General features: G+C 38.4%; 13 protein-coding genes. 6 read left to right on the top strand and 7 right to left on the bottom strand.

Annotated features, from left to right (window positions below):
- Nucleotides 1–64: 64 nt before the first annotated feature.
- Together I3259_RS06410 and cobB are read left to right on the top strand one after the other, a co-directional pair.
- Entirely contained in the window at nt 65–1,132 is a 1,068-nt protein-coding gene (locus tag I3259_RS06410; protein ID WP_238028859.1) for a formate dehydrogenase subunit gamma, read from the top strand.
- Nucleotides 1,133–1,322: 190 nt separating this feature from the next.
- On the top strand, nt 1,323–2,042 hold the full coding sequence (cobB, locus tag I3259_RS06405) for a Sir2 family NAD+-dependent deacetylase (protein ID WP_238028858.1): 720 nt from the start codon (nt 1,323–1,325) through the stop codon (nt 2,040–2,042).
- An 87-nt stretch (nt 2,043–2,129) separates the two neighbouring features.
- Here the strand turns inward: cobB and potD are convergent, their stop codons facing one another.
- The 5 genes from potD to potA all read right to left on the bottom strand — a co-directional run bounded on the left by potD (nt 2,130) and on the right by potA (nt 7,458).
- Nucleotides 2,130–3,191 (bottom strand): spermidine/putrescine ABC transporter substrate-binding protein PotD, encoded by a 1,062-nt coding sequence (gene potD, locus I3259_RS06400; protein ID WP_238028857.1) that lies wholly within the window; start codon nt 3,189–3,191, stop codon nt 2,130–2,132.
- Between the two features lie 316 nt (nt 3,192–3,507).
- On the bottom strand, nt 3,508–4,545 hold the full coding sequence (locus I3259_RS06395; protein WP_238028856.1) for an extracellular solute-binding protein: 1,038 nt from the start codon (nt 4,543–4,545) through the stop codon (nt 3,508–3,510).
- Nucleotides 4,546–4,728: 183 nt separating this feature from the next.
- Entirely contained in the window at nt 4,729–5,499 is a 771-nt protein-coding gene (gene potC / locus I3259_RS06390) for a spermidine/putrescine ABC transporter permease PotC (RefSeq protein ID WP_045084112.1), read from the bottom strand.
- Nucleotides 5,499–6,356, bottom strand: coding sequence for a spermidine/putrescine ABC transporter permease PotB (gene potB / locus I3259_RS06385; protein ID WP_045128969.1), 858 nt, complete (start codon nt 6,354–6,356; stop codon nt 5,499–5,501). Before potB ends, potC begins: the two co-directional genes overlap by 1 nt.
- Nucleotides 6,340–7,458 carry a spermidine/putrescine ABC transporter ATP-binding protein PotA gene (potA, locus tag I3259_RS06380; protein ID WP_238028855.1) on the bottom strand — a complete coding sequence of 373 codons (1,119 nt, stop codon included), beginning with the start codon at nt 7,456–7,458 and terminating at the stop codon, nt 6,340–6,342. The genes potB and potA overlap by 17 nt, the downstream gene beginning before the upstream one ends.
- A gap of 444 nt (nt 7,459–7,902) precedes the next feature.
- Here potA and I3259_RS06375 point away from each other — a divergent pair, with 444 nt between their 5' ends.
- The 3 genes from I3259_RS06375 to pepT all read left to right on the top strand — a co-directional run bounded on the left by I3259_RS06375 (nt 7,903) and on the right by pepT (nt 10,917).
- The gene (locus I3259_RS06375; RefSeq protein ID WP_238028854.1) at nt 7,903–8,733 is read left to right on the top strand and encodes a hypothetical protein; all 831 of its coding nucleotides are present in this window, start codon (nt 7,903–7,905) and stop codon (nt 8,731–8,733) included.
- Nucleotides 8,734–8,900: 167 nt separating this feature from the next.
- Entirely contained in the window at nt 8,901–9,563 is a 663-nt protein-coding gene (locus I3259_RS06370) for a DUF2987 domain-containing protein (RefSeq protein ID WP_238028853.1), read from the top strand.
- Nucleotides 9,564–9,687: 124 nt separating this feature from the next.
- Nucleotides 9,688–10,917 (top strand): peptidase T, encoded by a 1,230-nt coding sequence (pepT, locus tag I3259_RS06365; RefSeq protein ID WP_238028852.1) that lies wholly within the window; start codon nt 9,688–9,690, stop codon nt 10,915–10,917.
- A gap of 65 nt (nt 10,918–10,982) precedes the next feature.
- On the opposite strand, the gene I3259_RS06360 is transcribed toward pepT, so the two are convergent.
- Entirely contained in the window at nt 10,983–11,228 is a 246-nt protein-coding gene (locus I3259_RS06360) for a hypothetical protein (RefSeq protein WP_238028851.1), read from the bottom strand.
- 274 nt (nt 11,229–11,502) lie between these two features.
- Between I3259_RS06360 and I3259_RS06355 the strand changes: the two genes are divergently transcribed.
- Entirely contained in the window at nt 11,503–12,297 is a 795-nt protein-coding gene (locus I3259_RS06355) for a Cof-type HAD-IIB family hydrolase (protein ID WP_238028850.1), read from the top strand.
- Between the two features lie 69 nt (nt 12,298–12,366).
- Here I3259_RS06355 and I3259_RS06350 read toward each other — a convergent pair whose 3' ends face one another.
- Nucleotides 12,367–13,038 (bottom strand): flavin reductase, encoded by a 672-nt coding sequence (locus I3259_RS06350; RefSeq protein ID WP_238028849.1) that lies wholly within the window; start codon nt 13,036–13,038, stop codon nt 12,367–12,369.
- Between the last annotated feature and the right edge of the window lie 139 nt (nt 13,039–13,177).

The raw sequence follows: 13,177 nt of genomic DNA, 5'->3' as shown, positions 1-13,177 counted from the left end.
GAGCCTAAATTTTAGATCTCGGATGTAACAAATTTCTGTTCAAATTGAGCAGGCAGGAGCTTTAATGACTAAGCGAATTCAACGCTGGTTAACGGTATTCGTTACCGCATTAATGGTTGCGTTTTCTGTCCAAGTGATGGCAAACGAAGCTACTACAACAACCAGTAGTGAGCAACTTGGTGAATCTGTGGTAAAAAAAGAAGTCATAGGTTTTGCTGGTGCTGATTATTGGCGTGCGGTCAAAGATGGCGAAAAAGGGTATACAACATCAGGTTGGCCTGAGCACGATGTTTTGATCAGTGTGCCTGGTCAAACATGGTATATCTTAAAAGAAAAGTGGATGTCACCACTTGGCGCGATGGCTATTTTTGGCAGCCTTGTGATGGTGACGCTAGCATACTTTGTTGTAGGTCCTCTTAAATTAAGTAAGCCTAAAACAGGTCGTAAAATTCAGCGCTGGAGCCGGATGGATCGTGCTCTGCACTGGAGTTTAGCATTCACATTTTTAACGTTAGGTTTTAGCGGTTTAACTCTTGTTTACGGTAAACATTTTATTAAACCTATCGTACCAACAGAAGTGTGGGGCTGGATCATTTATGCAGCGAAGCAGTATCATAACTATATAGGTCCATTGTTTGGAATCATTCTTCTTTTCGTTGTCATTAAATGGTGGCGTAAGAGTATCTTTAGTAAAGTGGATATTGATTGGTTCAAGAAAATGGGCGGCATGGTGGGTAAACATAAAGGCTCACACCCAAAAGCTGGTTTCTCGAACGGTGGTGAAAAAGCCTTGTTTTGGCTGTTAGCGATCTTTGGTGTATTTATTGTGATCAGCGGTTTTGTGCTTGATTTCCCAATTTTCGACCAAACACGTCGTCACATGGAATTATCTAACCTAGTACACATGATCTCTGCACTTATCCTGATCTGTGGTTTCATTTTCCACATCTATATCGGCCTGTTCGGTATGGAAGCGGGTATTGATGGTATGGTGACGGGTGAGGTTGATGAAACTTGGGCGCGTGAACACCACAGTGAATGGTATGAGGAAGTAAAAGATCTTCCAGAAAACCAACCAGGATACAGTGAATCACAACAGCAAGAAGCGAAGGGAAAATCTTCGTCTAATTGATAATCGTAGTTTGTGATTTTAAAAACCGACATGCGTGTCGGTTTTTTTATATCTGTTGTATATGAATATGATAATTACGCTGGTTTATTGTGTGATATCACGTACAAATTATATCGAGATAAAAGATGCTTAAAGTCGTGTGATATCAGTGCTATAAAGGAATAATAAATACTAAAGAAAGGATGTTGTTATGCTTTTCCCCTACAAAAACGTTGTCGTACTTACGGGTGCCGGCATTTCAGCTGAATCGGGGATCCGAACTTTCCGTGCTGCTGATGGCTTATGGGAAGAACATCGTGTTGAAGACGTGGCAACCCCAGAAGGCTATTTGCGTGATCCTGAGCTTGTTCAACGCTTTTACAATGCTCGTCGTGCACAAATTGAAAATGGTTCTGTTGCCCCAAATGCTGCGCATATGGCACTTGCCAAGCTTGAACAAGAATTAGATGGTAATGTGACTATCGTTACGCAAAACATTGATAATTTGCATGAGCGAGCTGGCAGTAAAAACGTCATTCACATGCATGGTGAGTTATTACAAGCACGCTGCTGTGAATCGGGACAAACAGTTGAATGGCATGGTGATTTACATACCAGCGATCATTGTCACTGTTGTCAAATACCAGCCCCAATGCGCCCTGATATTGTGTGGTTTGGTGAAATGCCAATTGGGATGGACAGAATCCATGATGCGATTGTGAAGGCTGATTTATTCATTTCTATTGGTACATCTGGCAATGTATATCCAGCTGCGGGCTTTGTGCATGAGGCGGCATTACAAGGTGCTCATACTATTGAACTTAATCTTGAGCCAAGTAACGTTGAAAATGAGTTTGAAGAAAAACGTTATGGCAAAGCATCTGAACTTGTACCTACTTATGTAGAAGAGTTACTTAACGCGCAGAAATAACAATTTTGATGTTTTGTGATGTTTTGAATAGATAATAAAAAACCGAGCACTAGAGGCTCGGTTTTTGTATTTAACTATCAGTGTCGATTATTCGCCAGCTTTTAGTTTTTGGAAGTATTGCTCATAAACTTCAGTCATAGGACCAACGCTGTTCTGCCATTCACCTGCATCCATTACAGATTGTGGTGGGTAGATGCTTGGGTCGTTAACAAAGTCTGCTGGCAGTAATTTCTTAGCAGCAGCAACCGGTGTTGGGTAACCAATTTGTAATGCAATTTTCGCTGCAATATCAGGACGCAGTAAGAAGTTGATCATCTTGTATGCGTTATCAACGTTTTTAGCATTCTTTGGTACTGAAATGTTATCCATCCAGAAGATTGCGCCTTCTTTTGGCCATACGATGTCGATTGGTGCGCCATCTTTACGTGCCATATAAGCAGAACCATTCCAAAGCATACCTAATGAGGTTTCACCTGCCATGTATGGGTTAGCAGGGTAGTCTGAGTTAAAGACTAATACGTTTGGCATTAGTTTTTTCAGTTCTTCGTATGCTGCCTTGATTTGCTTAGGGTCTTCAGTGTTACCAGAGTAACCAAGTTTACGTAGCGCTACGTGGAATACTTCACGCGCATCATCCATCATCATTAACTGACCTTGCCACTTAGGGTCCCATAGGTCTGCCCAGCTAGTGATTTTAGACTTGTCGATCATGTCAGTGTTAACACCGATACCCGTTGCGCCCCAAATGTATGGAATAGAGTAGTCGTTGTTAGGATCAAAAGGTTTATTTAAGAAGTTAGGATCTAGACCTGCGAAGTTTGGAATTTTCGAATGGTCAATTTTTTGAAGCATACCTTCTTTACGCATTTTAGCTACGTAGTAAGTAGAAGGAACAACAAGGTCATAACCTTTATCGTAGGTCTTTAGCTTGGCGTACATCGTCTCATTCGACTCGTAAGTCGAATAAATAACTTTAATGCCTGTTTCTTTTGTAAACTCTTCTAAAACATCTGATGGGATGTATTCAGACCAGTTGTAAAAGTACAGCTCATTAGATTTATTATTATTATTATCGTCAGCAGTCGCAACGTTCGAAAACATTGACATTGCACATGCAGCACCGGCCATTAATAAAGACCATTTTTTCATTGTGTTAGCTCCTAACTAAACAGGATGTCGAGAGTGTTCTCTAGCGGTATTGACCGCTTCTCCTAATTGGTTGTAAACGCATTAGAGTATTATTTTTAATGCATAAACAGATGTTAATCATAAAACAAAGTTATTATAGCAGAGAATATTCGTCGACCACATCACAAAAAAACAGAATTTTGACTGTTAAATATCGCTATCATATTGATTAATAACAAGCTTGCTAAGTAAATCTTCAGAAAAAACTACAACTAACCATGTTTATTAATAAATATGAGATATAAAAAAAGCTGCCAATGGCAGCTTTCTATTTTGTTTATTGATCCGCTTTTAATTCAAGGAAATAATTTTCGTAGCGAATATTCATGTTACCTACGGAATCTTGCCACTCACCACGATCAAGATCAGCTTGCGGTGGGAATAGAGTAGGGTTGTCTTTGTATTTTGCGTTTGATTTCTCTACTGCGGTTAGGTAACCCGTTTGCTCTGAAATTTGTGCTGCAATATCTGGGCGAAGTAGGAAGTCAATCATCTTGTGTGCCGCTTCTACGTTTTTCGCATTCTTAGCAATAGCTAGGCTATCAACCCAGAAAATACCGCCTTCTTTCGGCCAAATAAGCTTAATTGGTAAACCTTCTTTTTGCGCTGCCGCTGCAGAGCCATTCCATAGCATGCCTAGACCTACTTCACCAGCAAGGTAAGGCGCAGCAGGGTTGTCTGAGTTAAAAACTAATACATTTGGCATTAGTTTCTCAAGCTCTGCTTTGGCTTCGTCAATTTCTTTTGGGTTAGTTGTGTTACCTGAGTAACCTAACTTACGTAATGCAATGTGGAATACTTCGCGAGTATCATCCATTAGCATTAGCTGACCTTTCAGCTCTGGGTCCCATAAATCCGCCCAGCTATCGAAATCTTCTGGGTCATACATGTCTGTGTTTACGGCAAGACCTGTCATCGCGATTACGTGTGGAAGAGAGTAATCGTTATTTGGATCAAATGGCTTGTCTAGGTAGTTCTTGTCTAGCTCAGTGAAGTTAGACAGCTTAGACTTATCAATCTTTTGTAACATGCCTTCGTCACGCATTTTTGCAACAAAGTATGTTGATGGCACAACCAGATCATAACCTTCTGGGTGAGCACGAAGTTTTGCATACATAGTTTCATTCGACTCATAAGTCGAGTAGATCACTTTAATACCTGTTTCTTTCGTGAATTGCTCACGAAGCTCAGTAGAGATATACGGACCCCAGTTCATAAAAACTAACTGTTTGTCTTTCTCTTCTTCTGAAGCAAAAGCATTAACGCTTGCTGAAAGTAGCGCTGTACCGATAACAAGAGATGACCATTTTTTCATTCGAGTGTCTTCGTAGTGAATGCGATAAAAAGTGGCCGAAATTTAGAGCAAGTTTCAGTTTTTAGATAGCAAAAAAGTGTTTGAAAATGTTACAGGGGAATATATTTGAAGGTCATTGAATAATAGGTAAAAAAATGGCTAACTGGATACAGTTAGCCATTTAGTATTAGCTGTTGTTGATGCTTACTTTATTTTGTCTCGAGCCAGTAATTGTGAACAAATAACCAGAACAAGAGAAACAATCAACATCACTGTCGCTAGGGCGTTCACTTCAGGTGAAATGCCTACTTTAACCATTGAGTAAATCTTCAATGGTAAGATTTCGTAAGTTGGACCCGTTACGAACGAGCTTACAATTACATCATCTAGCGATAGAGTGAAGCTTAGTAGCCAGCCTGCAGCAACTGCGGGTTTAGCCAATGGTAGGATAATCTGCTTTAAGATAACCCACTCACTAGCGCCCAAGTCACGTGCCGCTTCAAGCATTTTCACATCAAAGCCTTTTAATCGGCTGTAAACTGTTACAACAACAAAAGGTAAACAGAATGTGATATGAGAAAGCAATAGCGTTAAGAAACCTAAGTTAGCACCCAATAGTAAGAACAGTGCAAGTAGCGAGATTGCCATTACGATATCTGGAGACATCATAACGAGAAATAGCATACCTGATACAAACTTCTTACCTTTAAAGTTATAACGAAACAGAGCAACGGCCGTTAAACTACCAATTAGAGATGCTGCTGTTGCAGAGAACACGGCGATGGTGATCGAGTGTCCTGCCGCTTGCATTAAACTGTCATTGTTAACCAGTTGCTCATACCATTTAGTAGTAAAGCCACCCCATTTCATACCGAATTTGCTTTCGTTGAATGAGTTAACAATCAGAATAATGATAGGGGTATATAAAAATGCATATACCACTGACATAAAGCTAAATTTAAACAAGCGTCCCATTATTCAAGCTCCACTTTTTTGTTCAGCAACTTACCTGCACGGTAGTAGGCATACAGCATAATTGCCATTGCTAACGTAAGGGCAATACTTGTTGCAGAACCAAATGGCCAATCTCGCGCGTTTAAAACCTGACTCTTAATAACATTACCAATCAGTAAGTTCTTCGCACCACCTAAAAGGTCAGAAACATAGAACATACCTAGAGCAGGAAGTAATACCAACAAACAACCTGCAATAACACCAGGCATGGTTAGTGGGAAGATCACTTTAATAAAGGTTTGAACCTTATTTGCGCCCAAGTCTCGTGCTGCTTCAATGTAGTTATTATCAAGCTTTTCGATCGCGGAGTAGAGTGGTAGCACCATAAATGGTAGCAAGATATACACTAAACCGATCATTACTGCGTACTCGGTGTACATAATACGCAGTGGCTTATCGATAATATCAAGGTACATTAATGTGTTATTTAAAATACCACGGGTACCTAGCATCAGTTTAAGGCCGTAAGTACGAATTAGAGAGTTAGTCCAAAATGGTACGATAACCAAAAACAGCATAAATGGACGCCATTTCTCTGGCATTTTTGCAATGGCATAAGCAAAAGGGTAACCAATTACTAAACACAGAATGGTTGCTGTGATTGCCATGTAAAAAGAGTGCCAAAGTACTTTTGCGTACAGTGGATCAAACAGTCTTTCATAGTTGTCAAACGTGAAGACCATTTTGATTAGATTTGCATCATCACGAGTTAGGAAACTGGTTCCTATAATCATTAAGTTAGGTACAAAAACAAACAGTACTAACCAACTAACAACTAACGCGATAATGAAATTCTGTAAATTAAACTTCTTGCTCATCAGCGAGTACCACTTCCCAACTTTCAATCCAAGTAATGGCAACTTTTTGGTCAAGAGAGTGGTCTACGTCAGGGTCATCTTCGTTGAAGAATTCGCTAACCATCACAGACTTGCCAGACTCTAACTGCACCACAGAATCCAATGTCATACCTTTATAGGTACGTTCACGAACATAACCAACAATTCCGTTAGTTTTGTCACCGTTATGGATCTCTTCGATAAGAATGTCTTCAGGTCGAAGTAATACTTTAACCTTATCACCAACATTCACATCTAAATCACAGTGGATCAATGAGTGGCGACCTTCAACATCAGCCATGATACGTTTTTCGTCTAAACGCTCTTTAACTGTTGCATCAAAGACATTGATTTCACCGATAAAGTGGGCAACAAATAAATTAGTTGGTTCTTCATAAATTTCACGAGGTGAACCATCTTGCTCAACGCGACCATCGCGCATAACAATGATGCGATCAGACATTGATAAGGCTTCTTCTTGATCGTGTGTTACGAAAATAAAGGTAATGCCTAATTTACGCTGTAGCTGTTTCAACTCAAGCTGCATCTGTTTACGTAATTTGTAATCAAGTGCAGACAGTGATTCATCAAGTAAAAGAACTTTTGGTTTGTTTACAACAGCACGAGCAATCGCAACACGTTGTTGCTGACCACCGGACAGTTGATGAGGTTTACGAGGGGCAAACTTTTCAAGTTGCACCATACGCAATGCTTCCATTACACGCGGTTCAATATCACTCGCGGGTACTTTTTGCATGCGTAAACCAAACGCGACGTTCTCAAACACTGTCATATGTGGGAACAGTGCGTAACTCTGAAACACCGTATTTACTAGACGTTGTTCAGCAGGAATGTCTGTAACATCTTTGCCATCAATAGTGATCTGCCCATTATCGGCAGTTTCAAATCCAGCAATTAGACGAAGTACTGTGGTTTTACCACAGCCTGATGGACCTAGAATGGTTAGAAATTCACCATTGTTTACGTTTAGGTCCAAACCTGAAATGATCTGCTTACCGTCAAAGCTTTTGCTAAGACCCTTCAGCTGAATGACAGGTTTCTGAGATGTTTTTTCAGCGTTCAATTCTACGTTATCTCCACCCTGGGATTATTTGGTTAAATCCCAACATTTTGGCTTAAAAATAAAGGGCGCATGATAGACCTGTAGTCTTTCAAATTAAAGCGTTTTTTCACTAATTTTAATGCAAAGATGTAATATTTTTCATCGTTAAGTAGCGAAATCCCTTATATGATGTCAGTCACTTTATCGATTTTATAAACAATCTTTTACTATGATGTCGGTAATATTATTATTCAAAAAACTATCCTTATAATAAAAAGCCTTATTACAGCTTAGTATCATTAGTAGATATTTAATGAAAAGACGATTTCATTATCAGCTTTTTTGGGGTTTTTGCATGAAAAACACACAAATTAGTCAGCTTGACTGATTTTTTATCTTAGAAATGTTTTTGTCTTATCCTCTCTGACGTACAATGCCGCCATTACACCAATAACTGACATGAGTATGAAAGAGCCAATTAATCGAAGCTTCCACATTGGTGGGTCTATTGAAAAAGCATTGAAGGGTGAAGTGGAACTACAACCCGTCACTGTTTTAATTGAGGCATGGAAAATCACAGGGAAAAACATTTTTAGTTTTTTACCTGCAGTAATTTGTTTGTTTCTTGCACAAGTTGCATTATTACTTTTAGGGCTTGAAGTTCAATTAGGCAGCCCAACGGTATTTTTTGATGCGTTCATCACAGGGCAGGGCTTTACACCTGAAATACTAAAAGCGGGCTTTATGGCTAACTTTTGGTCTGATGTGCTTATTGCACCACTTTATGTGGGTGTTAGCTTAATGGCATTAAATCATGCAGTTGGTTTACCGAGTAAACCAAGCCAGATAGTAAAAGGTTTTTCTTTTACTATAGTATCACTTATTACCATGTTGTTGCTTTCTTCAATCCAAGGGCTAGGTAGTAGTTTATTCCCATTGGTTGGCTTGTTCTTAACGATGGCATTAAGCATGGCTATTTTATTGGTGTGTGAAAAGAAAGTATCACCAATAAAAGCGATCCAATATTCTTTCATGGCAACGATCCGTAAAGTATTACCAATGACGGCTATCTATATTGTGATCATGCTGATGTTTTTTATCTCAATTGCAACAGCTGGTATTGGTTTGATTTGGACATTGCCTTTTTTCTTTAACGTGAAAGGTATCATCTATCGCAATATGTTTGGCGTAACTTTACAAGTCACCTCTGTGGCAAAAAGTGATGATGAGCAACCACCGAAAGATAACGGTGAACCACCAGTTGATAAGATAGATAAAGATGTTTTTAATGCCTAAATCGTTATAAGTTAAAAAAGCTCCTGAATTTGGAGCTTTTTTATTGTTAAAATAAAATCACACAACACCCTAATGCACTATAACTTTATTGTTTGTTAAAAAAATAACAAGCAATAACTTATTAAAATCGTGATACGATAATTTAAAAGCTTTTATATGTAAGGGAAATGAAATTGAATAAGGGATTATTGATTATAACGAGCTGCCTTTCATTGTTGGCTGCGAACAGTGCTTATTCACAAGATGTTCAAATACGTTATAGCTCGTTATATGGAAAGCTTAAAAATAATCTTAAAGAAGGGCATGAAGACGTAAACATACGTTTATATCTTGTCGATCAGCAGGGTAATACCTGTAAAATTCACAAAGCGTCAATGCGTAAAGACAAGCATTATGAGGATTTGGTGATACCTGCTGATTATGCACTTTCTATTCCTCTTGATAGTAACCTTCGGCAAGCCAATCCTGATGTTACTTTTGTTATCGATGAGGGTATTACCTGTGATGTTTCTATGCAGATCTTAGGTTTAAACTATAAGCCCAATTCTCTAAGCAAAGAGTATATAGCGTCAATCGTACCGCAAATGAATGTGATGATGACAGATTTAGGTGGTATGTTTAGTAACTGGTTTATGCCCAAAGCGGAAGGTGTCGTTGTCACGTTATCAGATCCTAATGTAGACCAAACAATAGTGTTAGAAAACGGTAAAACCATTTCATTTATAGAAGGGATTGGTAAAATTAAACCTGATGATCTATCTGCTAATGAGACGTTACGTTTTACCCAGTCAATAGAAAAAATATCCCCTTGGATCCCAGCTAAATCGTAAATCTGCGTTTATTCATATTAAAACTGATACATCGCAAGAACATTGATTAACTTATCCGTCATAATTTATCTAGATGAGAAGCTATGTGTTTATCTCGAAATAAATAAGCTATGTAAGGTTAATGATGGATAAGTTACTTGAACGTTTTTTCCGATATGTCCGCATCGAAACACAATCTAATGGTGACGTTGCAACGTGTCCGAGTACCGCAGGGCAATTTAACCTTGCACAACAATTAAAATCTGAAATGGAAGAATTGGGTTTATCTGATATTTCATTAGATGAACATTGCTATTTAATGGCACGCCTTCCTTCAAATGTTTCTGCTGATATTCCAGCTATTGGTTTTATTGCTCACATGGATACAGCACCTGATGCTTCAGGTCTAAATGTTAAGCCTCAAATTGTAGAAAACTATCAAGGTGGTGATATTGCATTAGGCATGGGTGATGAAGTGTTATCTCCAGTTCAATACCCTGATTTAAATAAGTTACACGGTCACAATATTATCACTACAGATGGTACAACATTGCTAGGTGCTGATAATAAGGCCGGTGTTGCAGAAATCATGACAGCTATCGCGTATCTTGTTGCACACCCTGAAATTAAGCACGGTGATATTTGCATTGGTTTTACGCCTGATGAAGAAATCGGACGTGGGGCTGATCTCTTCGATGTAGAGAAATTCAATGCACAATGGGCCTACACCATAGATGGTGGTCCTGTTGGCGAGTTAGAGTTCGAGAACTTTAACGCTACATCTGCAGATGTGATTTGCTACGGCACTAATGTTCACCCTGGTACTGCTAAAGGTAAAATGGTGAACTCAATGAACATTGCAGCGCAATTTCAATTAATGATGCCAAGCAATGAAACGCCTGAAGCAACAGAAGGATATGAAGGTTTCTACCATTTAAAATCAATGAAGCCATCTGTCGCTAAAACAGAGCTAGGTTATATTATTCGTGATTTTAGCCGTGAAGGGCAGGAACAACGCAAAGCATTCATGCAGCAAAAAGTGGATGAGCTAAATGCGCAGTTAGAAAAAGGGCGTGTTGAGCTTGTTCTAACAGATTCTTACTTCAATATGCGTGAAATGGTAGAGCCATACCCACATATCATTGAATTAGCGCAATCAGCAATGATTGAATGCGATGTACAGCCAGAGATCAAACCGATTCGAGGTGGTACAGATGGCGCGCGTTTATCATTTAAAGGCTTACCATGCCCGAATATTTTTACTGGCGGTTATAACTTTCATGGTATTCATGAGTTTATTACTGTTGAAGGGATGGAAAAGGCAGTGAGTGTGATCATCAAAGTGGTCGAAAAAACAGCAGAAAAATATAGCTAATTCGTTGTAGTTAATTAAAGCCCCTAACATATTTCAGATCATAACAAACGTGTTAGGGGATTTTGTTATTCGTGATCAGTACTTTTGAGCATTTCGTTTAACTTTTTCAAAATTGTATGAACGGCGTGTCCCTTTGTTACTTCTCCACCTTTCTCTACTTCAATCTCATGTTTGCCGTATAAGCCGGTTTCTTCTTCAGCAATATGAAGCCAATCTGGATGCCAGTAAAAAGATTGACCGCCATCTGTGATCCAATTATGCACGCCACAGTTTTCACCACGGTAGTTAAGATCTTTAGCTTGGTAAGCCATACTTTATCCTTTGTTTTATAGTTAATTATGTCAGAACAATATAGAAAATAAGAATACTAAACCGTGATCTAAGTATAATATTTGTGGTGAATGTAACTAATTATTAATATGCAATGTGATGTGAATTACTTATAGCTATTGGTCTTAAATTTCGTGTTACAAATAATTTATCGAAATGAACGAAGATAATATTGTGCAATATTTTATTTTAATCACTCATAAATGCGCAATAAACAGGTAATATGGCAATAAGAATAATTAAGTGGTAACCCTAATGACAACGTCTATCAAATTTATTGCTACCGACATGGATGGCACGCTTCTTTGTGATAATAAGCAGTTACCTTCAGATTTCTATGAAGTATTTCAACTGCTTCAACAAAAAAATATCTTATTCTCTGCTGCGTCAGGTCGCCAATATCAAAGTCTTGTTAATACATTTGAACCAGTAAAAGATCACATGGTGTTTATTGCCGAAAACGGCACTTTGGTGATGTATAAAGGAAAAGAGATTTACAGTTCTACTATACCTACCGATGAAATCCACACCATTTTAAAATCGGTTCAGCAAGTGCCTGATTGTGACATCGTGTTGTGCGGTAAAAACTCAGCTTATACAGAAGCCACCAGCGAACGAGCACTTAACGAAATCCGCAAGTATTATCATAACTTAGAGTTGGTTGATGACTTGTTTTCTGTTGATGATGAATTTATCAAGATAGCAGTATTAAACTTCAATGGTACAGAAGAGCATATTTACCCTGTTTTAGCGCCTGTGTTTGGTGAAACGCATCAAGTCGTTGTTAGTGCAAAGATTTGGCTTGATTTAATGCACAAAACAGCGTCAAAAGGTGCCGCGATAAAGCACTTACAAAAAGAATTTGGTTTTACGTTTGAGGAGAGTATGAGTTTTGGTGATTTCTTCAATGATGCCGAAATGCTGAAAGAAACCTACCATAGTTATTCAATGGAAAATGCACATCCTGAGATTAAAAAATTAGCTCGATTTGAAGCGCCGAGTAATAACGAACAGGGTGTTATGACAGTTATTAAGCAAAAAATATTATAACCAGTATATTAACCTCAAGTTATAAGCCTCAATATATTGTTTTTAACAATCATTGAGGCTCTTGTTTTTTTACTCTTTAATATAAAAAGCGTTGCCGTCAATATCGAGTGGTACGATAGGCTTATCGGGTTTTGCATAGCTTAAACGTCCGACACTTTGTGTTACGTGGTAGTTATCGAGCCCAGAAAGCGTCATTAAATCTAGGCTTTCAATATTGATATAGCCATCTTTCCGTAATGCGTATTTAGGCAAAATAACTCGCTCAATTTCTCCAATGATCATATGTGTACCATTCGATGGGATCGGTATAATCTCTGCTAGTCTTAAGCCTATTTTTATTGGGCTCTCTAATACAAATGGCGCATCAAAATGATTGTCATAGAAAGGGGTGAGACGCGTTTCACTAAATTCTGACACTTCTTTAGGATAGCGAGCGGATGTTTGATGGGCTCGTTGGTAAAACTCTTCAGATACAGCGTTAATCGTGTATTGTTCTGTTTGTTGGATATTTGTATAAGTGTGTCGTTCGACAGTATCAGGGCGTAATATAAACCCTAATAAAGCAGGTGATGATCCAAGATGGATAACAGAACTAACAATGGTTACATTTTCATTTCCATCATTATCAGTAGTTCCTATAAGGTTGGCGCTTTTAAAACCTGGCAAAGAGTTTATCAGTTGAACTCTTTGGCGTTTTTCCATTGTTTGAATATCACATGATGATAATCGAATATTATCCATATTTATTATCTCTTACTAAATATATGGATATACGAAGTATTCACCATTAAGATCAATTTTTAATTGGTAATTAATATTTAATTTCCTGATTACCACCGAGACTCAGCTAAGGTTAATAACTTCTCTGGCATCGGTGGTG

Source organism: Photobacterium sp. Ph5 (assembly GCF_022129445.1).
In the GTDB taxonomy this organism is placed as follows: Bacteria; Pseudomonadota; Gammaproteobacteria; order Enterobacterales; family Vibrionaceae; genus Photobacterium.
The sequence above is the reverse complement of the archived record's forward strand: the minus strand, read 5'-3'. Positions and strand labels throughout refer to the sequence as shown.